Origin of the sequence: Sandarakinorhabdus sp. DWP1-3-1, from assembly GCF_049896705.1 — a bacterium.
Taxonomy (GTDB): Bacteria; Pseudomonadota; Alphaproteobacteria; order Sphingomonadales; family Sphingomonadaceae; genus Sandarakinorhabdus.
In genome coordinates, this window is the sequence record NZ_JAFCUV010000004.1 from 15,677 (window position 1) to 37,075 (window position 21,399).

Genomic DNA, 21,399 nt, shown 5'->3' on the forward strand with positions numbered 1-21,399 from the left:
GCCCGGCGGTCGTCGCTGCCGCCTTACCCTGCTTAATAATTAAGCTATCGCAGTGGCTTGGCGAACAGGCCATACGGGGTGCCGGCTATCACATTCGGGTTGGGCAGCAATCCCGACGGGTGCCGGACGGCGCAACCGAACAGCACGAAATCGCCGGCTCGATCCCTCCGATGGGGCGGCGGCGGGGCGCCGCCCGGTCCGGCGGCCCGCACCTTTGCGACAAAGGGATAGTGTCCGGAATCGCCCACCGGATTTGCCGCGATTGCCAATAGGCTGGCGCTTCCAGACAGAACGGCGGGGGCGAACAGATGCAGTTGGCGGACGATGGCGAAGCAGCCGTGCCGGTCTGCTTTCCGTTTGCCGGCGGGCTTGTCGGCGGCAGCCATGTGTCCGCGGTGAAGCTGATCCAGCGGCTCGATCGCCGGCGTTTTGCGCCGCTGGTGCTGTTGCACCGGGATGGCGGCCAGCTGGCGGCATTGCTGCGCGACGAGGGCGTCGAATACGAGATGGCGCCGACGGCCGACTATATCGGCCATTCGGCGGGCGCCAGTCGCAGCCGCCAGGCCCTGGCCTTTCCCCGGCTGGCGCTGGCGCTGGCGCATTTCCTGCGCCGCCGCCGCATCGGCATCGTCCACACCAACGATGGCGCCATGCACGCGACCTGGGCGCTGCCCACTCGCCTGGCGGGGGCAAAGCTGCTCTGGCATCATCGCGGCAGCCCCGATGCGCGGGCGCTGCGCTGGCTGGCGCCGTGGCTGGCGCATCGCGTCGTCGCGGTTTCGGACTTTGCCGCGCCGCGGCCGGGGCTGGTATCGGCGGCGGACAAGTGCCGCGTCATCCACAGCCCGTTCGATACCGGCGCGCGACCCGATGCGCCGCTGCCGCGGGCCGCGACGCTGGCGCAGCTGGGCCTGCCGGGCGATGCGCGGGTCATCGGCTATTTCGGCATAATGACCGACCGCAAGCGCCCGCTGGTCTTTGTCGAGACGCTGGCGGCACTGCGCGACCGCAACCCGGCTGCCCCCGTCGTCGGCCTGATGTTCGGCGACGTCGTCGATCCCGGCCTCGATGCCGCCGTGCTGGCCCGGGCGCGGGCACTGGGGATCGAGGACCGGTTGCGCCTGATGGGCTATCGCACCCCGTCGGCGCCGTGGATGACGCTGTGCGACCTGCTGCTGGTCACCGCCGTCGACGAGCCCTTCGGCCGCACGCTGATCGAGGCGATGCTGCTCGGCACGCCGGTCGTCGCCGCGGCCTCGGGCGGCAATGTCGAGGCGATCGCGGACGGGGTCACCGGGCTGCTGGTGCCGCCGGACCGCCCCGACGCCTTTGCCGACGCCGTGCTGGCGCTGCTCGACGATCCGGCGCGCGCGGCCGCCCTGGCCGCCGCCGCCGGCACCGATGCACGCCGCCGCTACGGTATCGGCGCCCATGTCGGCGCGATTACCGACATCTACCGGCAGCTGGCCGCCTGATGTCGGTCCTGCATGTCATCACCGGCCTCAATGTCGGCGGCGCCGAAACGATGCTGGCCAAGCTTGTCGAGCACGGCACCCGCGATCCGCTGCTGCAGCCGCATGTGCTGTCGCTGCTCAGCCCCGGCGCCATGCAGGGCCGCATCCGGTCCCGCGGCGTGCCGATCAACACGCTGGCGATGCGCCAGGGCGCGCCGGCACCGCGCGACCTGGTGCGGCTGGTCGCGGCGGCACGGCGGGTGCGGCCGGCGCTGGTGCAGGGCTGGATGCACCATGGCAACATCGCCGCGACCATCGCCGCCGCCGGGTTGCCGGGCCGGGCGCCGGTGGTGTGGAACATCCGCCATTCGCTGGTCGACATCGCGTTCGAAAAGCCGCTCAGCCGCGCCGTGCTGCGGCTCGGCCGGCTGCTGTCGGGAACACCCGCGGCGATCATCTACAACAGCGAGGTCGCGGCCCGGCAGTATCGCGATTTCGGCTTTCGCAGCGACCGCGCCCTTGTCATCCCCAATGGCTTCGACTGCGACCAGTTCCGGCCGCGGGCCGAGGCGCCCGCCGCGTTGCGCGCCGTCTTCGGCATCCGCAACGATGCGATCATCGTCGCCGTCGTCGCCCGCCACCATCCGATGAAGGACCATGCAACGCTGGTGGAGGCGGTGCGCCGGGCGCGCGTCCAGGGCCATGACCTGCACCTGCTGGTCGTCGGTGCCGGCTTCGACGCGCCGCCGCCGGAGCTTGCGGCCAGGCTGGCCGAGGCGCTGCCGGCGGACCGGCTGACGCTATCCCCCGAACGCGCCGATGTGGCGGACTGGCTCGGCGGCGCCGATATCGTCGTGCTGCCGTCGGCCTGGGGCGAGGGCTTTCCCAATATCCTGGGCGAGGCGATGGCCAGCGGCGTGCCGTGCATCGCCACCGATGTCGGCGATTGCCGCAGCATCGTCGGCAGCTGCGGCCGCATCGTGCCGGTGCGCAACCCCGGCGCGATGGCGGCGGCGCTGGGCTGGCTGTCCGGCCTCGGCAGCGAGGGCCGCGCCCGGCTGGGGACGGCCGCGCGCGAACGCATCGTCGGCAACTATGCGCTGGCGCGGATCGCGGCGTTGTACGACGGGCTCTATACCTCGGTGCTGCGCGACCGCGGCCCGCCGCCGCCGCTGGCCACGTCGCTGCCCAAGGCGACATCGGCATGAAGATCGTCGTGCTCGCCAGCCTTGCCTGGTCGCTGACCAATTTCCGCGGCACGTTGCTCGCCGCGATGGTCCGCGCCGGGCACGAGGTCGTCGCCTGTGCGCCCGACGACAATGCCGAGACGCGGGCGGCTCTTGAAGAAATCGGCGTGCGGTTCCGGCGCATTCCCATGTCCCGCGTCGGGCTGAACCCGTTCGCCGATGCGCTGACGGTCGCCGCACTGGTGCGCCTGCTGCGCGCGGAACGCCCCGATACGCTGCTCGCCTATACGCAGAAACCGATCATCTATGGTGGCATCGCGGCGCGGCTGGTCGGCGGGATCCGGTTTCATGCCATGGTCAGCGGGCTCGGGCATGTCTTTACCGACGACGGGCAGCCGCGCCGGCTGCTGCGCCGGCTCGTCGCCGCGCTGTACCGTGCCGGCGTCCGCGATGCCGAGACGGTGTTCGTCTTCAACCGCGACGACCCGGCGGAAATGGCGCGCTGGGGCATCCTGCGGCCCGATCATGTCGTCGTGCAGGTGCCGGGGTCCGGCGTCGACACGCGGCGGTTCGCGGCCGAGCCGATTCCGCCGGGGGCGCCGGTGTTCCTGCTGGTCGCGCGACTGCTGCGCAACAAGGGGCTCGGCGAATTCGCCGCCGCCGCGCGCCGCATCCGGGCGCGCCATCCCGATGCGCGCTTCCAGCTGCTGGGGCCGCACGACGCCAACCCGGCGAGCATCGCCAGGGCCGAGCTCGACGACTGGGTCGGGCGCGGCGACATCGAATATCTCGGCGAGACCCGCGACGTGCGGCCGTACCTCGCCGCCGCCAGCGTGTTCGTGCTGCCGACCTGGTATCGCGAGGGCCTGCCGCGCACGATCCTGGAGGCGCTGGCCACCGGGCGGCCGGTCATCACCACCGATGCCCCCGGCTGCCGCGAGACGATCGACGGCAACGGCTATCTGGTGCCGGTGCGCGACGCCGGGGCACTGGAACAGGCCATGCAGGCCTTTGTCGACGATCCCTGGCTGGCGGTCCGCATGGGCCGGCGCTCGCGGGAACTGGCGGAACAGCGGTTCGACACCGCCCATGTCAACGCCATGCTGCTGGCGGGCATGGGCCTCGACCGCCCCGCCGTGACGGTGCGCAGCGTGGCCAGGTTTGCCATGGGTGCCGCCTGATGGTGGCGCGCCTGCTGCAGGCGGCGCTGGCGCTGGCGGCGCTGCTGGTGACGGCGCCGATCATCGCGGCGGCGGCGCTGGCGGTGGCCATCGGTCTCGGCATGCCGGTGCTGTTCACGCAGGTGCGCAGCGGGCAATCCGGTGTGCCGTTCGCGATGATCAAGCTGCGGTCGATGAGCGATGCGCGCGATGCGGGCGGGCAGTTGCTGCCCGACAGCGAGCGGCTGACCGGGCTCGGCCGGTTTCTTCGTCGCAGCCGCATCGATGAACTGCCCGGCCTGTGGCATGTCGTGACCGGCGAGATGGCGCTGGTCGGGCCGCGACCGTTGTTGCCGCAGACGATCACCGCGATGGGCCGCAGCGGCGAGCGCCGGGGCCTGGTGCGGCCGGGGCTGACGGGCTGGGCGCAGGTCAACGGCAATGCGCTGCTGTCGGATGGCGACAAGCTGGCGCTGGACCTGTGGTACATCGACCATGCCTCGGCGTGGCTCGACGCCCGGATCATCGTCGAAACCGTGCGCGTCGTCCTGTTCGGTGAACGGATCAACCATGTCCGGATCGGGAGGGGCCATGCGAGCCGTCATCGTCGGCGCGGTTGAAAGCACGCGCATCGCGCTGCAGACGATCGCCGCCACGCCCGGCTGGACCGTGGCGGCGCTGGTGACGCTGCCGCCCGACCTCGCCGGGCGCCATTCCGACTTTGCCGACCTCGGCGGCGAGGCGGCGCGGACCGGCACGCGCGTCATCCATGCCGCCGACAGCAACGCCCCCGCGGTCACCGCCGAGATCGCCCGCCTGGCGCCCGACCATGTCTTTGTCATCGGCTGGTCGCAGATCTGCCGGCCGGCCTTCCTCGCCGCCGCCGGGCATCGCGTCATCGGCTATCACCCGGCGCCGCTGCCCCGGCTGCGCGGCCGCGCGGCGCTGCCCTGGACGATCCTGCTCGTCGAACCGATCACCGCCGGCACGCTGTTCTGGATCGACGAGGGTACGGATACCGGCCCGATCCTGGCGCAGCATTTCCTCCACGTCGGTGCCGAAGAAAGCGTCGGGTCGCTTTATGCCCGGCAGCTCGACGTGCTGGCGGCGCTGCTGCGCGAGGCGTTGCCGGCGCTCGCCGCCGGCGATCCGCCGCGCCGCGCGCAGGACGAACAATATGCCTCATGGGCGGCGCGCCGGCTGCCGGGTGACGGCGCCATCGACTGGCGGCAGCCAGCGGCGGACATCGCGCGGCTGGTGCGTGCCGTCGGCCGGCCCTATCCCGGCGCGCAGACCGGCGCGCGCGGCGAGCCGCTGACGCTGTGGGCGGCGCAGGCCGGTGACGGCAGCCGCCACCGGGCCGCCATCCCCGGCCAGGTCGTCACCGTCGGCGACGGGCGCTTCCAGGTCCGTTGCGGCGACGGCGGCCTGCTGACGGTCGAGGAGTGGCAGAGCGCGTCGATGCGGCCGCCGGCGCTGCACAGCCGGCTGGGGCTGGCGGCATGAGCATCGTCGATCGCATGCAGCGCGTGCTCGTCATCGCGCCGCACCCCGACGACGAGATCCTGGGCGTCGGCGGCACGATGGCGCGGCTGGCGGCGGCGGGCCGCGATGTCGAGGTGGCCATCGTCACCCGCGGCGCGCCGCCCCGCTTCAGCGCCGCGGACGTGGCGCGGGTCGCGGCGGAAGCGGCGACGGCGCATGCGCTGGTCGGCGTCCGCCGGACGCACTGGCTGGATTTTCCCGCCGCGGCGCTCGACCAGGTGCCGCACGCCGATCTCAATGCCGCCATCGGCGCGCTGGTCGCCGACGTGGCGCCCGACACGCTGTTCGTGCCGTTCATCGGCGACGTGCATCTCGATCACCAGCTGGTGTTCAATGCGGCGATGGTCGCGGCGCGGCCGCGTGACGGCAACTGCCCGCAGCGGGTGCTGGCCTATGAAACGCTGTCCGAAACCAACTGGTATGCGCCGGGGATCACGCCGACCTTTGCCCCCAATGTCCATATCGGCATCGCCGACCAGCTCGAAACCAAGCTGGCGGCGTTCGCGGCCTTTGCCTCGCAGGTCCAGGCGTTTCCCGCCGAACGCTCGCCCGAGGCGCTGCGGGCGCTGGCCATGCTGCGCGGCGCCACCGTCGGGCACGCCGCCGCCGAAGCCTTCATGCTGATCCGGGAAGTGGGGTGACGCGATGATCGACAGCCTGGCCATCGATCGCGATGATGTCACCACCGCCAGCGGCCGCCGCCGCCGGCTGCGCATGCTCGTCACCTCGGCGGGGCGCCGCGTCGGCCTGCTCGACTGCTTCCGGCGCGGCGCGGCGGCGGCGGGTGTCGAGCTGGAGATCATCGCCTGCGACCTCGATCCCGATGCCAGCGCCGCCTGCCACAGCGCCGACGCGGCCCATGCCGTGCCGCGCGCCGACGACAGCGGCTATGCCGATGCCGTGCATGCGCTGTGTGTCGCCCATGGCGTGCAGCTGGTGGTGCCGACGATCGATCCCGATCTGGCACCGCTGAGCGCGGCGCGTGCGCGCTTCGCCGATGCCGGCATCCAGGTGTCCGTCAGCGACCCGGCGGTAATCGCCATGGCGCGCGACAAGCTGGCGACGGCAACATTCCTGGCGCAGGCGGGCATCCCGTCGCCCCGCACGGCGACCGCCGAGGCGGTGCTGGCCGCGCCCGACGACTGGCGCTGGCCGGTCTTTGCCAAGCCGCGCGGCGGCAGCGCCGGGCGGGCTGTGCGCGCCGTCGCATCGCCGGCCGACCTCGCCGGCGCGATGGACGAGCCGCTCGTCGTCCAGGACCTGCTGCGGGGCGACGAATACACCGTCAACATCTTCATCGACGGCGACGGCCGGCTGCGCTGTGCCATCCCCCATCTGCGCCAGCAGGTCCGCGCCGGCGAGGTCGAAAAGGGGGTGACACGCCGCGCCCCGGTACTGGAGGATATCGCCGTCCGCCTCGCCGCCGCGCTGCCCGGCGCGCGCGGCGCGCTCTGCTTCCAGGCGTTCGTCGCGTCCGACGGGTCGGCATCGGTGTTCGAGATCAACGCCCGCTTCGGCGGCGGCTATCCGGTCGCCGATCGCGCCGGCGGCAGCTTTGCCCGCTGGCTGGTCGAACAGGCGGCCGGCCTGCCGTCGACGGCCAATAACCACTGGCAGGACGGCGTGCGCATGCTGCGCTATGACGCCGCCGTGTTCGTGACGCCATGAACCGGGCCCGCCGCCATTCGGCGATCAGCGTGATCGTCTTCGATCTCGACGACACGCTGTATCTGGAACGTGACTTCGTCAGCAGCGGCTTTGCCGCCGTCGCGGCCTGGCTCCGCGATCGCCAAGGGGTGGAGGGTTTTGCCGCCCGCGCTGAAAAGGTCTTCGCCGCCGGTGAGCGCCGCCATGTCTTCAACGTCGTCCTGCGCCAGCTCGGCCTGCCGGCGACGCTGGTGGCCGATATGGTCGATGTCTACCGCGACCATGTGCCGACGATCGCGCTGGCAGCGGACGCCGCCCGCTTCCTGGCCCGCGACGGCCGCCGGCGGGCGCTGGTCAGCGACGGTTATCTGCGCACCCAGGCCAACAAGGTGGCGGCGCTCGGTCTCGAGGATGCCGGCTTTGCGCCGATCGTCCTTACCGATCGCTGGGGTCGCGCCTGCTGGAAACCGCACCGGCGCGGCTTTGACCATGTCGCCGCGCATTTCGGCGTCACCGGCGCGGAAATGGTCTATGTCGCCGACAACCCGGCCAAGGATTTCGTCGCGCCGCGCGCGCTGGGCTGGCATTCGGTCCAGATCGTCCGGCAGGCCGGCATCCACCCCGCCGACGTCCGCGGCGCCGTTTTGGCCGACCTGGCGATCCTCAGCCTCGACGATCTCGACGATGCCCTGTTGGAATTGCAGGAGCGCCCGATCCTCGCCCGGGCCGCGCATTGAGATGCACATCGCCTTCGTCATCGCGGCGCTGGGTGCCGGCGGGGCGGAGCGGGTGATCGCCCAGCTGGGGTCGGCCTGGGGGGACAGCGGACATCGCGTCACCGTCATCAGCTTCGACAGCGCCGTGGCGCCGGCCTATCATGATTTCGGGCCGCATGTGCGGCTGCTTCGGCTCGACGTCGCCGGCCGCGGAGGCCGCCTGTGGCTGCGGCGCGTGGCGGCGCTGCGCGCCACCCTCCGCACCGAACGACCCGCTGTCGCCATCAGTTTCCTCACCAAGATCAATGTCGTGGCGCTGCTGGCGGCGACCGGCCTCGATATTCCGGTCATCGTGTCCGAACGCAACAATCCCCGGCTGCAGGCGGCCAGCCGCTGGTGGACCCTGCTGCTGGATCGCCTGTATCCGCGCGCCGACGGCATCGTCATCCAGACCGCGGCGAGCCGCGAATGCCTGCCGCCGACGGTCGCCGACCGGGCCGTCGTCATCGCCAATCCCGTCACGCCGGTCGCCGTCGATCGGGGTGCGGCAGCCCGAGTGACACCAAGGATGAGGATCCTTGCCGCGGTCGGTCGCCTGGACCGGCAAAAGGGCTTCGACCTGCTGCTGCCGGCCTTTGCCGGGGTCGCCGACCGGCATCCCGACTGGCGGCTGCGCATCTGGGGCGAGGGCCCGGAACGCGCGGCGCTGGCGCGGCAGGCGGCGAGCCTGGGCATTGCCGACCGGGTGGATTTTGCCGGCCTCAGCGCGCCGCTCGCCTGGATCGCGGAGGCCGACGCCTTTGTGCTGTCGTCGCGCCACGAAGGCTGGCCGAACGCGCTTGCCGAGGCGTTGAGCGCCGGGCTGCCGGTCGTGGCGTTCGATTGCCGCTATGGCCCGCGGGCGACCATCGAACCCGAGGTGACGGGGCTGCTGGTCGCCGATGGCGATGTCGCCGCGCTGGGGCGGGCGATGTCGCGCCTGATGTCCGACGCCGGCCTGCGCGCCGCGCTGGGCACCGCGGCGCGTGCCAGCATGGCCGCCCGCGACCCGGGCCAGGTCATCGCGCAATGGGATGCGCTGGTGTCGGCGGTGACGAGGGCAGCGGCATGACCGACGCTCTCCAGGTCGCCATCGTCGCGCGCAGTGCCATCGTCCGCGAGGGGCTGGACAATATCCTGGGCGCGATGGCGTTCGTCGTGGTCGCCAAGGCCGTCGACGGCCAGGCCTTGCTCGATCAGCTCGGCGACCGTCCGCCACCGGCGCTGGTGCTTTTCGATTCGGGGCCGGCAGAGGATGCAATCGCCGAATGCCGGTTGCTGCGGCAGGCGCTGGCGGCGACGCAACTGGTGCTGATGGCCGACGACTGCCGCGTCGATGCGATCGCCCGGGCCTTTGCCGCCGGCATCAACGGCTATCTGGCCAAGGGCATTGCCGGGGAATCGCTGGCCAGCGCCTTGCGCCTGGTGTCGTCGGGCGAACATGTCATCCCGTCGGCGGCGGTCGCCGCGCTGACCGCGACCAATTTCGCCACCGCGTTCCGCCGCGCCGCCGGCCAGCCGGGGGAGCCGCTGTCGGAGCGTGAAAGCGCCATCCTGCGCTGCGTGGCGCGCGGCGACCCCAACAAGCTGATCTCGGAAACGCTTGGCATCACCGAGACGACGGTGAAGGGCCATATCAAGGCGATCCTGCGCAAGCTGGCCGTGCTCAATCGCACCCAGGCAGCGATGTGGGCGATCATCAACGGCCTCGCCCCGGCGGAACTGCCGCCGGTCCCGGGGCAAACGGGCCGCAGCGCCGGGTCGCGGCCTAGGTCGTGAACTCATAAATGTCATGCCCCGTCATGCGCCGAGGCTGGCAAATGGCTAGGCGCGGGACCGCTGGCGGGCCTTTGGCCCCCGGCAAGGTCGCGCAACGACGCCATTTGCCAGCCTCGGCGCACCCGCAGGGCGGCCCGGAGCGGCTTCGCCCTGCGGCGTTTGCCGCGAACCGCGGCGGCGCTCGCTTCGCTTGGACGCACCCGCCAGGGTGCGCCACTGCGCTCACTCACTCGTGCGAAGCCGCTCCGGGCCGTGCCGGGGCATGACATTTATGAGTTCACGACCTAATCCGAATGGATGACCCCCGATGCGCCGTCGCCGCGCGCCGTTGCCTGCCCACCCACCGCCCCGAATGGTGTAATTTGGCGCTGAAGCGGAGTGCGGCATGAACCATCAACCGTTGACGTTCAATCTTCCGGAGGCGCAGGGCCCGGGCAGCCGCGACGGGCTGGCGGCCGGTGACATCCTGCGCGGCCTGCTGCGCCACAAGCTGCTGATCGCCGCAATCTTCGTGGTGGTGACCGGTGGCACGATCGCCTTCGCGATGTTGTGGCCGCCGATCTACAAGGCGTCGGCATCGCTGATCGTCAATGCCGACGGCAACAACGACGACCTCGCCGGCCCGATGTCGCAAAGCGCCGCGCTCGCCGACATCATGGTCAGGGGCCAGCTCGAACAGATGCGGTCGCGGGCGCTTGCCCGCCGTGTCGCCGTCAACCTCGGCCTTGCCGACGATCTCGACTTCAATCCGCTCGCCAAGCCGATCCCCAGGCGCGGGCGCACGCCGCGGAGCGCCGCCGCCGGCAGCCCGAGCGAAGAGGTGATCGATCGCCTGCAGGCGCATGTCGCGGTGGCGCGCGTGGAGGGCTCGAACATCATCACCGTTGCGGCCAGCGCGCGCGATCCGCAACTGGCGGCGCAAATCGCCAATCGCTTCGTCATCGGCCATATCGAGTTGCAGCGCGAATATGCGCTGGCGGCGAACCAGCGCAGCATCGCCGTGCTGACACCGCAGGTGGAGGCGCTGCGCCAGCGCGTCATTGCCGCCGATGCGCAGGTGGCGGCGTATCGACGCCGGAACGGCATCGTCGGCCTGTCCGATGGCTCCGATCTGGCCACGCTCGGCCGGTTGGCGGAATCGCTGTCGGACGCGCGCTCGGGTCTCAGTGAATCGGCCGCCCGGGCCCGCGTCGCTGCCACCGGCAATGTCGTGGAGGCCATTGCCGCGCCCGGATCAGCACAGCTTGCCGACCTGCGCCGCCAGGCGACCGAACTGTCGAAACGGGTCACCGAACTGTCGGGTTTCTATGGCGACGGGTACCCCGACCTCATCAACGCCAGGGCCCAGCTCGACGACGTCAACCGCCGCATCGTCGAGGAAAACCGCGCGGTGAACAACGGCCTGCAGGCCGAAGTCCGGATTCGTGCCGCCCGCGCCGGCCAGATCGGCAGCGAAGTCGCGGCGGTGACGGCGCGATCCTTCGACCAGCGCCGCGCCAACGTCCAGCTGATGGATCTGGAGCGCAACGCCGAGGCCGAACGGGCGCTGTATGTCGCGAGCCTGTCGCGGCTGCGGCAGCTCGACGGCAAGGCGCACCTGATCGCACCGTCGGCGCGGATCATGGCGCGGGCCGTGCCGCCGCGCGACCCGAGCTTTCCAAGGGCGCCGCAGATCATCGGCGTCGCCGCCATCGGCTCGCTGCTGCTGGGGCTGCTGCTGGCCTATCTCATCGAGTTCTTCGACACGCGCGTCCGCAGCGCCGGCCAGGTGGCAAGGCTGACCGGGCTGCCGACGCTCGGCATGATCCCCAAACTGGCCGCGGCCGACATTCCCAACAATTATCGGGCCCCCAAGCAGGACCCCCAGTCGGTATGGTCGGAAAGCCTGCGGAACCTGTGCTTCGAGGTCAACCGGCGGCTGCCGCCCGGTCGGACCGGCACGGTGCTCGTCACCTCGCCGCTGCCGGGCGACGGCAAGTCGACGATCGCCCTCGGGCTGGGCGCCGCGGCGGCGGTGCTGTGGCAGCGCGCCGTCGTCATCGACCTCGACCTGCGCCAGCCCAGCCTTTTGGAAATGGCGCCGGCGGCGGGTCGCGCGCCCGCCGACCTGATCGCCTATCTCGAGGGCCGGGCGACCATCGACGACATCATCGCCAACGACCCGATCGTCGGCGACCTGTCGGTTATCGGCGTCGCCGGCATCCCCGCCAACCCGGCGCAGCTGCTGGCGTCACCCCGTGTCGCCGAGCTGCTGGCGGAGCTGCGCGGCCGGTTCGACCTGATCGTGCTCAGTGCGCCGCCGATCCTGGCGGTGTGCGACGCCCGGCAGCTTGCCGCGCTGGCGGATGCGACCCTGCTGGTGCTGCGCTGGGGCGACACCCGGGCCGACACCGTGCGCAATGCCGTCGGGGCGATCGATACGCCGCTCGCCGGGGTGGTCATCAATCGCGTCGATTTCGCCCGCCATGCGCGCCTGCGCTACGGCGACACGATCCAGCATCATGCCGCCTGCGCGAGCTATTATGGCGGTGCCGCCCGCGCCTAGGGTTTGGCGGGGACCGCGGCGGCAAGGACGAGCGCCTCCACTTCCGATCCGGTGCCGAAGCGGCGGACCACCGCCATGCCATCGGCGTTGCGGCGGAACAGCGTGCCGTGCTGTTCGCCATTGGCGAGAGTGCGGATGACCAGCAGCCATGCTCCCGGCCCGGACAGATAGCCGATGACATTGGCCAGTGCGCGCAGCAGCGTGGCCTCGTCGAAATAGTCGCGGTTGAGGATGTTGGCGGCGCGGACCAGGTCGAAGCGGCCGGCGAAACCGGGGTTGGCCACGGTCACATCGTCCTGCTGCACGACGACATCGGCGTGGCGCGCCAGCTGCGGACTGACCAGCCGCAACCGCCGGCCCCGGCCGGCCGCGAGCGCCGCCCGGACGCGGGGTATCACCAGCCGGTTGAGCGTGGCGCGCACGACGGCCAGGCCGTTGACATAGTCGAGGCGCCGGCGCCACGGCCGGACGGCGCGGCCGAAAAGGTCGTGCTGCAGCAGATGGCCCGACCCATCGACCAGCGCCCGGCAGCCGGGCGCCACCGGCACCAGCCAGGCATCGATCCACAGGTCGGTGCCGGTGACACTTGGCCGATGGCCCGCCCTTTGCAGGCTGTCGCGCAGCTCGATCGTGGTGGCGCCGGATGAAATGCCGATATCCAGCACGCTGTCGAGCGGATCGTTGCCGATCGCCGCGATGACGGCCGCGTCGATGGCCGCGAACCGCCCGGCACCGGTTTTCTTGAACGTGTTGTTGCGCCCCTTCAGCGCGGTGAAGAAGTCCGCCTCCGCCGCCGCCGAAATGGCATCGGGGGGCGCATCGAACAACCGGCTGGCGGTCAGGGCCATGGCTGGAGTTCCTCGGCTGCAAGGGGCTGGGCGGCCGGTGCCGGGGTCGGCCGGGCCCGCGCCTCCGCAATGCCCTTGCGCAAGGTGATTGCCAGCCCGGTCACGGTGATGAGGCCAAGCACGATGTGCGCGACGTTCACCCCCATCGCACCCATGCCCGGGATCAGCAGAAAGGCGAGCGCGTGAAAGGCGATGGTGCCGACGATGACGACGTTGAGCGTTTCCCGCGCGCGGCCCATCGCCATCAGCGCCGCCTGGGTCACGCTGCCGCTCATCATCAGCGTCACCGCGATCATCTGGACGATCAGCAACGGCGCCGCCGCGGCGAATTCGGGTCCGGCGACCAGCGCGAGCAACGGCCGCGCCGCGACCAGCGCCACCACGAACCCGGCAACACCGGCCAGCGCCAGCATAACCTCCGCCTGCACCACGGCCCGGCGGAATTCGGCGATGGCACCGGCCGCCCACAACCGGGCGACGTCGGGGTAAAGCACCGATTGCACCTGCGTTGCCACCTGCTGGGCCATTTTGCCCAGTTGCTTGGCGATATGGTAAAGACCTGCCGACGTCGGATCGGCGAGCAGCCCGACCAGCAGCGTATCGAACTGGCTGGCGCTCGACCGCAGCGTCAGCGACAGATTGGCCGACCAGGTGAAGCGCCAGAGCCCGGGAAACCGCTGGCTGACGCCGCGCGTCGAGGCGCCGAACAGTCCGGTGATGCCCTGGCGGCGTAGTTCCGCAATGCCGACGCCGAGGAAGAGCAGCGACCCCAGGATCTGGGTGCCCATCCAGATCAGCGCAAAGCCCCACAGCCCGGCCCCGAGCTGGATGGCGACCAGGCAAAGCGCCAGCCGCACGATCGACGAGGCCACCTGGCCGTAGGACGCGGCGCGAAATCGCCCTGCCAGGCGCAGCACCGCCGTCGGCATGCCGCCGAGATTGAACAGCAACACCGTGCAATAGACCGCCGTCAGCTGCAGCGCCTGCGCGCTCCAGCCGAAGAAGCGATAGGCGATGAACGCCGCCAGCAGCGCCACCAGCCAGGCCACCATGCCGGCGGCGATGTCGAGCAGCAGGCCGAACTTGAACAGCGATTTCAGCGCCTCGGCATCGCGGCGGGTGTCGAGCCCGGCGCCATAGCGGATCATCGGCTGCCAGGACTGGAAGCTGACCAGACGCTCGATCAGCCGGGCAAAGACGATGGTCAGCACCAGATTGCCATAGACATGGGGCCCAAGCGCGCGCGCGGTGACCGCGACGGCCAGCAGGGCAATGCCCGAGCCGACGAAATTGCCCGACATGACATGGCCGATATTGCCGAGACGGTTGCGCAGGTGCGGGTCGTCGCGAAGGTTGTCGAACGCACGCGGCAGGGCGGCGCCGAACACGCGAGTCCGCAGCGCGGGTGGGACCTCGTCAGTCACGCGGCGGCTGCAGCCAGACGACCAGCGCGCCATGGCGATCGACGACCAGCGGGCGGGGGACGCGGCGATAGCCGTTCGCCTTGGCAAAGGCCTCGAATGGCGCATCGAGGTCGCCCTCCTGGCCCACCAGGATTGCCTGGGGGGGATCGCGCGCCAGCACGCCCGTGATGGTCGTCGGCGAGACCAGTCGGGCATAGTGGCGGCGGTCGGGCGCCGGGATCAGATCGCCGATGCGATAGGCCAGCGGGCCGGCGGCAAGCTCGGGATAGATGGCGAGGCCGGCCTCCAGCGGGTGGATCGGAGCCAACGTCGCGACCTTGCCCGATCCGACCAGGCCCGCCAGCCGCCGGGCTTCCGCATGCACGGCAAGGCCGGTCCATTGCGACGGTTGCGCCAGCGCCGGCAGGTCGGCGAGCAGGCGCGGCGCCCCGGTGACGAGCAACAGCACCCCGCCGGCACGCAGCGGCAGGACGAGCGCCTCGCGCGCCGCCGGATCGATGCGCTGGTACAACAGCGCGGCAAGGGCGATGCCGAGCGGTACCGGCGCCGCGTAATATTGCGGGAACGCCGGCGTCGGCACGAATGACACCAGAACCGCGCCGACGGACAGCGCGGCCACCAGCAGCACCGGCCACGACGGGCTTTCCGTGCGGGGCCGGCGCGCGGCAAGCGCAAGCAGGATGACGCAAAGCAACAGCAACAAACTCGGGCCCGACAGCCAGGCGGTTTCGGCCAGCCGCAGCTTGCCCCCGGCGGTCAGGATCTTTTCGCCATCCAGCGCCGCATTGGCGGCCCAATAGGCCATGTGCGGACCCCGGTGATAGCCGACGGTGTGGGCGATGAAGCCCGCCGGATCGGCGAGCATGTGGCCGAGCAGCGGCGCGGCCCCGACCAGCCCGCCGACGACGAACGGCATCGTCACCCGGCGCCAGCGCACGGCCCATGTGGCCGCAACCGGCAGCAGCAGCGCCGCCAGGGCAAAGGGTGGCAGCAGGTAGATGGTGTTGGCCTTGAACCCGGCGGCGATGCCGAGGCACAGGCCCGCCGCCAGCAGTCGCGATCGGTCCGGCACCGGCCGGTCGACACCGTCGACAAAGGCGAGGATGGCGAGCAGTGCAAAGGCTATCGGCAGGAAATTGTTGCTGACGATCATGCCGGGCGGGCCGAGCAGCAGCGGGTTGGTGACGAGCGCCAGAACCGCGAGCGCGACCCCGGCGATCGAACGGCTCGCCCGCCAGGCGATGGCGGCGATGGCCAGCGCGGCCAGCAGCCAGCCGCCGAAGATCACCAGCCGTCCGGCCAGCAGGTAATGATGGGTCCCGGTCAGGCCATAGACGAGGTGCAGCAGCCACGGCAGGTTGGGGAAATTGTTGAACCCGAAGTCGCGATACATGTCGCCCTGGCCCAGCATGGCGCCGACGGGCAGGTACATCTGCTCGTCGTGGCGCAGCGGATAGCGCATGATCCGGGCAAACAGCCCGACCAGGGCGACGACGACACCCATCGCCAGGACGCGGTCGCGCCAACCGATCGCCGAGGCGTCGAGGACCGAGCCACGGCGCCGGCCCCAGCCCCAGCCCCGGCCCCAGCCCAAGCCGCGCGTGCGCTGCCGGGCCTCGGCGACGCTGCGAGCGTCGGTGCCGTGCCCTGCCGCCCGCGTCGACATGCCAGAACCCCCTTGTCATCGTCCCATCGCGTCGCTGTAGTTACCAAGCTTCGGCCGCGGGGCGACCTTCGCAAACGGCTATGCCGGCGGCGCAAAAGGCTTAGCGGCACGGTGCCGGCAGGCCGGTTTCGCCGGGCGGCTCGTTGGGGGTAGGCGCGCTGCTCGAAAGGGCGTCGCGCGGCATCGGGATATTCCGCCGGGGCCCATGTGGACGCGCCCGCGGCGGCAGGCGCCATGATATGTTCGCGCCTTGATCTGGGGAAAATCGATCGATGACGACAGGAGCCTATCGCCGCCAGGGCGCCGAATTCCTTGTCAACACAACGACCACCGGGGCGCAGGCCGACGCCGCCCTGACCGCCCTCGCGGGCGGCGGCTTCGTCATCACCTGGACCGACAACAGCGGCAGCGACGGCAGCGGCGCGGCGGTGCGCGGCCAGCGCTACGATGCGCTCGGCGTCCGCATCGGCGCGGAGTTCCTTGTCAACACGACGACCGCCAACGCGCAGCAGCAGCCGGCGGTCACCGCGCTGGCGTCGGGCGGCTTTGCCGTCAGCTGGACGGATTTCAGTCTGCAGGGCGACACCGACAGCGCCGGGATCAAGACCCGGATCTACGATGCCGCTGGCGTCGCGGTCGGTGCCGAATTCCTGTCGAATACCCAGACCGTGCGCGGCCAGACCAACGTCAGCATGACTGGCCTTGCCTCGGGCGGGTTCGTCCAGACCTGGACCGACGCCAGCGGGATCGGTGTCGACAACAAGGGCGCCGGCATCAAGGGCCAGGTCTTCAATGCCGGCGGCGGCAAGGTCGGCGGGGAATTCCTCGTCAATACGACCATTACCAACAGCCAGCAATTTTCGTCGACGGCATCGCTGGTGTCGGGCGGGTTCGTGGTGACGTGGACCGACAGCAGCCTGCAGGGCGGCGACGCCAGCGCGAGCGGCATCAAGGGCCAGGTCTTCAGCGCGACCGGCACCAAGGTCGGCGCCGAGTTCCTCGTCAACACGGCGACCGCGGCGGCGCAGGACCAGGCCCAGGTGGCGACGCTCACCACCGGCGGCTTCGTCGTGACCTGGCGCGACCTCAGCCTGCAGGGCGACACCGCCGGTGCCGGCGTCAAGGCGCAGATGTTCGACGGCAACGGGCAGAGGGTCGGCGGCGAAATCCTCGTCAACGGGATCTTCCTCAATGCCCAGGATTCGCCGTCGGTGATCGGTATCGCCGGCGGCGGCTTTGCCATCGGCTGGCGCGACAACAGCATCCTGACCGGCGACCCGAGCGGTTTCGGCATCAAGGTGCAGGCCTTCGATGCCGCCGGGGCAAAGCTGGGCAGCGAGTTCTTTGCCAACACGACGACGCAGGGCGACCAGCAGCAGCCCAAACTGACGGCACTGGCGTCGGGTGCGCTGGTCGTCAGCTGGACCGATGGCAGCCTGATCGGCGGCGATGCGTCGGGCACCGGTATCAAGGCGCAGATCTTTGCCCCCAGCACCGAGCCCATCACCGATATCACCCTGTCGTCGACGACGCTCGCCGAAACCAGCGTGCAGGGCCTGCCGGTGGCGACGCTGGGTGCCAATGGCGCGCTGAACGCCAGCTATACCTATCAGCTCGTCGACGATTCGACCGGCGGCGCCTTCGGGATCGTCGGCGACCGGCTTGTCGTCGCGGACAGCGCCAAACTGGATTTCGAGACCGCTTCCACCGCGGAAATCACCATCCGGGCGATCGACAGCTTCGGCAACAGTTTCGACGAGATCATCGACCTGCAGATCACCGAAGTTGCCATCGAGGCGCGCTATGCGGGCGGGGCCGACATGTTGGCCAACACGGCCACGCTGAACAACCAGCAGGCGGCGATGGTCGCTTCGCTGCCGTCGGGCGGCTATGTCGCGGTGTGGACCGACAACAGCGGCCAGGGTGGCGACGCCAGCGGCAATGGCATCAAGGGCCAGGTCCATGATGCGTCCGGCGCCCGGGTCGGCAGTGAATTCCTGGTCAATACGACGACGCTGAACAGCCAGGACAATGCGTCGGTGGTGTCGCTGGCTTCGGGCGGCTTCGTCGTCAGCTGGGCCGACAACAGCGGCGGCTCCAATGCCGGCTACGAGATCAGGGCCCAGCGCTACAATGCCGACGGCAGCCGCGCCGGAGGCGAGATCGCCGTCAATACGGCGACAGCGGGCAGCCAGACGGCGCCGGTGGTCACCAGCCTCGCCAGCGGCGGGTTCATGGTCGCCTGGACCGATGGCAGCGGCCAGGGTGGCGACAGCAGCGGCACCGGCATCAAGGCCCGCATCTTCGACGCCGCGGGGCTGGCCGCGGGCGGCGAATTCCTCGTCAACACCGCGACCGCGACCGCCCAGGACACGGTGGCCGCCACGACCCTTGAAAGCGGCAATGTCGTCGTCACCTGGCGCGACAGCAGCGGCGTCGGCGGCGATGCGAGCCGGGACGCCATCAAGGCGCAGATGTTCGATGCGAACGGCGCCAAGGTGGGGGGCGAGACGCTGGTCAACACCGAAACCGCATCGAACCAGCAGACGCCGGCGATCGACGCGCTGACCAGCGGCGGCTATGTCATCGCCTGGGCCGATGCCAGCAACCGCGGCGGCGACGCCGACAACTATGCCATCAAGGCGCAGGTGTTCGACGCCGCCGGCAACAAGTTCGGCGCCGAGGTCCTCGTCAACACGACGACCGCCGGCGCGCAATTGCAGCCGACGGTCACCGCCCTGTCCTTTGGCGGCTTCGTCATCGGCTGGGCGGATTACAGCGGCACCAATTCCGAACAGGGCACCGCGGGCATCAAGGCGCAGATGTTCGACGGGTTCGGCAGCAAGGTCGGCGGCGAAGTCAGCGTCAACACCGAGACATTGGGCGCGCAGGCGGAACCGACCGTCACCGACCTGCCGGGTGGCGGCTTTGCCGTCGGCTGGACGGACTATAGCGGGCAGGGCGGCGACGCCACCGGCACCAGCGTCAAGACCAAGCTGTTCGCGCCGCTGCCCGGCCAGGGCGCGCCGCCGAACATCATCACCGGCACCGACACGCTGGCGGCCACCGAAGACCAGCCGGCGCAATTCCTTGCCGCCGGGCTGCTCGCCAACGACCGCGCCGCCAGCAACACGGCGATGACGGTCACCGGCGTGACCGCGGTATCGGGCGGCAGCGTCGTGCTGAACATCGACGGCACCATCGATTTCGTGCCGACAGCCGATTTCACCGGCCGCGCCAGCTTCAACTATTCGGTCATCGACGCGGAAGGCTTTACCGCCACCGGCCGCGCCAACATCAATGTCGCCAACGTCAACGATGCGCCGATCGGCGTCGCCGACCAGGTCGGCGTCGGCCAGGACGGCGGCACGATCACGGCGACAGCGCTGCTCGCCAACGACGCCAATGTCGATCCCGGCGATATCCTGACCATTACCGCGGTATCGGCGACGGCGACCGGGGCGGCGCTGACGCTTGCCGGCAATACCATCACCTATGCCCCGGGCGCCGCCTTCCTGGCACTCGGCGTCGGCCAGGCCGCGACCGACAGCTTCAGCTATGTCGTTGCCGACAGCGCCGGCCTGACGTCAACGGCAACGGTGACGATCACCATCGCCGGCCGCAACGACGCGCCGACCGGGCTGGCGCTGACCGCATCGCCGGTCGACGAGAATGCCCCCGGCGGAACGGTCGTCGGCGCGCTGGCCGCCGCCGACCCGGACAACGGCGACACGCTCAGCTATGCGCTGACCGACAGCGCCGGCGGTCGCTTTGCCGTCGATGCCGTGACCGGCGTCGTCACCGTCGCCAATGGCAGCCTGCTCGATTTCGAAACCGCCGCAGCCCATCAGATCGTTGCCCGCGTGACCGACGCCAACGGGCTGTTCGTCGAGGCGCCATTCGCCATCGCGTTGAAGAACCTGCCGGAGCCACGGACCTATAGCGGCGACAATGGCGGCAACATCTTCACCGCGCCGTCCGACGACCTGTGGACGATCAACGGCCTTGGCGGCAACGATACGCTGAACGGCAATGCGTCGGCCGACACGATCTTCGGCGGTGCCGGCAGCGACGCCATCGACGGCCGCGGCGGCGCCGACGCGATGTACGGCGGTACCGGCAACGACACCTTCTTTGTCGATGACATCGGCGACGCGACCGTCGAATATTTCGGCGAAGGCGTCGACATCGTCTTTGCCGGCGTCGATTTCACGCTCGCCATCAACATCGAGAATTTGACGCAGACCGGCAGCGCCGACATCGCTGCCATCGGCAATGATTTCAACAACACGATCAACGGCAATGCCGGCAGCAATATGCTGGATGGCGGTGCCGGTCGCGATCTCCTTGTGGGGAATGCCGGCGACGACATGCTGGTCGGCAATGTCGGCGCGGACTGGCTCCAGGGCGGCGACGGCGCGGACACGCTGATCGGCGGCGCCGGCGGCGACGAACTGACCGGTGGCGCCGGCGCCGACACCTTTGTGTTCGACCAGCCGGCGACCCCCGTTGAAGTCGATATCGTCAAGGACTTCGGCCCCGGGATCGACAAGCTCGCCTTTTCCAAGGCGGTCTTCGCCGCCTTTGCCGCGGATCCGCTCGGCACCCTGGCGCCCGGCGCCTTTGTCGTCGGCAGCGCGGCGACGACCGCAGACCAGCATATCGTCTACAACCCCGGCACCGGCGGGCTGTTCTATGACAGCGACGGTGTCGGCGGTGCGGCGGCGGTCCAGGTGGCGACGATGGGCAGGAACCTCGCCCTCACCGCGAACGACATCATCCTGATCGCTTGACGAGGCTCGCCGCGAGCGGCGCTCGCCGGCGACCCCACGCAGCTTCCGCAAGCCGAAACACTACGCAAAAACTATGCCTGCCGTCGTTCCCATGGATTGAGAACAAACGGGCAGCAGCCGCATCTGTGCAGGGCGTTCCCGGCGCCGCGTCGGGAGCCGGAGCCTGAAAGACCGTAACCGATGACACATCGCACACGCGACCGGACCAGCGCAGCGCGCGCCTCGTCACCGGCTGCCCTGTCATTGTTTCTCGCCGCCATCCTTGGCCCGATCCTCGTGTTCGCTTTCGCCATGCGCCTGCTCGCGGGCTGAGCGACCACGCGGGCCGATGGCCCTGACACGACAACATGGTCCAGCACCTGGCGCGCAGCGCTGGCAGCCAGTGCAACAACGGATACCGAAATGATCCCCAAGATTCTGCTGCCGGCGATGCTGTCCATCGCCGCCGTTCCCGCCATGGCCGCCGACGCACCATCACCGGCGCTCAAGGTTTCGGGCAGTGTTGCCCTGGTTTCCGACTACCGCTTTCGCGGCGTGTCGCAGTCGAACAACGGCCTTGCCGTGCAGGGCGGCCTGACGCTCAACCATGAATCGGG

The 21,399-nt window shown here is 70.3% G+C and carries 18 protein-coding genes; 14 read left to right on the forward strand and 4 right to left on the reverse strand.

Translation table 11 applies throughout. From position 1 onward, the window contains the following. Positions 1-44: 44 nt before the first annotated feature. The gene (locus tag ACP7AI_RS17445; protein WP_426170218.1) at positions 45-386 is read right to left on the reverse strand and encodes a hypothetical protein; all 342 of its coding nucleotides are present in this window, start codon (positions 384-386) and stop codon (positions 45-47) included. 9 nt (positions 387-395) lie between these two features. On the opposite strand from ACP7AI_RS17445, the gene ACP7AI_RS17450 reads away from it, so the two are divergent. The 11 genes from ACP7AI_RS17450 to ACP7AI_RS17500 all read left to right on the forward strand — a co-directional run bounded on the left by ACP7AI_RS17450 (position 396) and on the right by ACP7AI_RS17500 (position 12,072). Beyond that, entirely contained in the window at positions 396-1,475 is a 1,080-nt protein-coding gene (locus ACP7AI_RS17450) for a glycosyltransferase family 4 protein (protein WP_426170220.1), read from the forward strand. Further along, positions 1,475-2,662, forward strand: a complete 1,188-nt coding sequence (locus ACP7AI_RS17455; RefSeq protein ID WP_426170223.1) for a glycosyltransferase — start codon at positions 1,475-1,477, stop codon at positions 2,660-2,662. The genes ACP7AI_RS17450 and ACP7AI_RS17455 overlap by 1 nt, the downstream gene beginning before the upstream one ends. Then, a complete protein-coding gene (locus ACP7AI_RS17460) occupies positions 2,659-3,822 on the forward strand; it encodes a glycosyltransferase family 4 protein (RefSeq protein WP_426170225.1) in 1,164 nt (387 codons plus the stop codon). Before ACP7AI_RS17455 ends, ACP7AI_RS17460 begins: the two co-directional genes overlap by 4 nt. After that, positions 3,822-4,421 (forward strand): sugar transferase, encoded by a 600-nt coding sequence (locus ACP7AI_RS17465; protein ID WP_426170228.1) that lies wholly within the window; start codon positions 3,822-3,824, stop codon positions 4,419-4,421. The genes ACP7AI_RS17460 and ACP7AI_RS17465 overlap by 1 nt, the downstream gene beginning before the upstream one ends. Continuing rightward, positions 4,393-5,307 carry a methionyl-tRNA formyltransferase gene (locus ACP7AI_RS17470; protein WP_426170231.1) on the forward strand — a complete coding sequence of 305 codons (915 nt, stop codon included), beginning with the start codon at positions 4,393-4,395 and terminating at the stop codon, positions 5,305-5,307. Before ACP7AI_RS17465 ends, ACP7AI_RS17470 begins: the two co-directional genes overlap by 29 nt. Beyond that, entirely contained in the window at positions 5,304-5,987 is a 684-nt protein-coding gene (locus ACP7AI_RS17475) for a PIG-L deacetylase family protein (RefSeq protein WP_426170234.1), read from the forward strand. Before ACP7AI_RS17470 ends, ACP7AI_RS17475 begins: the two co-directional genes overlap by 4 nt. Positions 5,988-5,991: 4 nt before the next feature. Further along, positions 5,992-7,014, forward strand: coding sequence for an ATP-grasp domain-containing protein (locus ACP7AI_RS17480; protein WP_426170237.1), 1,023 nt, complete (start codon positions 5,992-5,994; stop codon positions 7,012-7,014). After that, positions 7,011-7,730 (forward strand): HAD family hydrolase, encoded by a 720-nt coding sequence (locus tag ACP7AI_RS17485; protein ID WP_426170239.1) that lies wholly within the window; start codon positions 7,011-7,013, stop codon positions 7,728-7,730. Before ACP7AI_RS17480 ends, ACP7AI_RS17485 begins: the two co-directional genes overlap by 4 nt. A 1-nt stretch (position 7,731) precedes the next feature. Further along, positions 7,732-8,820 (forward strand): glycosyltransferase family 4 protein, encoded by a 1,089-nt coding sequence (locus ACP7AI_RS17490; RefSeq protein ID WP_426170242.1) that lies wholly within the window; start codon positions 7,732-7,734, stop codon positions 8,818-8,820. After that, the gene (locus ACP7AI_RS17495; RefSeq protein WP_426170244.1) at positions 8,817-9,527 is read left to right on the forward strand and encodes a LuxR C-terminal-related transcriptional regulator; all 711 of its coding nucleotides are present in this window, start codon (positions 8,817-8,819) and stop codon (positions 9,525-9,527) included. Before ACP7AI_RS17490 ends, ACP7AI_RS17495 begins: the two co-directional genes overlap by 4 nt. A 385-nt stretch (positions 9,528-9,912) precedes the next feature. Further along, positions 9,913-12,072 carry a GumC family protein gene (locus ACP7AI_RS17500; protein ID WP_426170247.1) on the forward strand — a complete coding sequence of 720 codons (2,160 nt, stop codon included), beginning with the start codon at positions 9,913-9,915 and terminating at the stop codon, positions 12,070-12,072. Here the strand turns inward: ACP7AI_RS17500 and ACP7AI_RS17505 are convergent. Genes ACP7AI_RS17505 through ACP7AI_RS17515 form a run of 3 tightly spaced genes read right to left on the reverse strand, consistent with a single transcriptional unit; the run spans position 12,069 to position 16,010 of the window. After that, positions 12,069-12,920: a hypothetical protein gene (locus ACP7AI_RS17505; RefSeq protein WP_426170250.1), complete on the reverse strand. Its 852-nt coding sequence runs from the start codon at positions 12,918-12,920 to the stop codon at positions 12,069-12,071. The genes ACP7AI_RS17500 and ACP7AI_RS17505 overlap by 4 nt on opposite strands. Continuing rightward, a complete protein-coding gene (locus ACP7AI_RS17510) occupies positions 12,911-14,344 on the reverse strand; it encodes a lipopolysaccharide biosynthesis protein (RefSeq protein WP_426170252.1) in 1,434 nt (477 codons plus the stop codon). Before ACP7AI_RS17510 ends, ACP7AI_RS17505 begins: the two co-directional genes overlap by 10 nt. Beyond that, entirely contained in the window at positions 14,337-16,010 is a 1,674-nt protein-coding gene (locus ACP7AI_RS17515) for a glycosyltransferase family 39 protein (protein ID WP_426170255.1), read from the reverse strand. Before ACP7AI_RS17515 ends, ACP7AI_RS17510 begins: the two co-directional genes overlap by 8 nt. A gap of 272 nt (positions 16,011-16,282) precedes the next feature. Between ACP7AI_RS17515 and ACP7AI_RS17520 the strand changes: the two genes are divergently transcribed. The 3 genes from ACP7AI_RS17520 to ACP7AI_RS17530 form a co-directional block, all read left to right on the forward strand. Continuing rightward, positions 16,283-20,803, forward strand: a complete 4,521-nt coding sequence (locus ACP7AI_RS17520; RefSeq protein WP_426170257.1) for a beta strand repeat-containing protein — start codon at positions 16,283-16,285, stop codon at positions 20,801-20,803. A gap of 180 nt (positions 20,804-20,983) precedes the next feature. After that, a complete protein-coding gene (locus ACP7AI_RS17525; RefSeq protein WP_426170259.1) occupies positions 20,984-21,115 on the forward strand; it encodes a hypothetical protein in 132 nt (43 codons plus the stop codon). Between the two features lie 117 nt (positions 21,116-21,232). Beyond that, a partial coding sequence (locus tag ACP7AI_RS17530) for a TorF family putative porin (protein WP_426170262.1) occupies positions 21,233-21,399 on the forward strand: 167 nt, incomplete at its 3' end.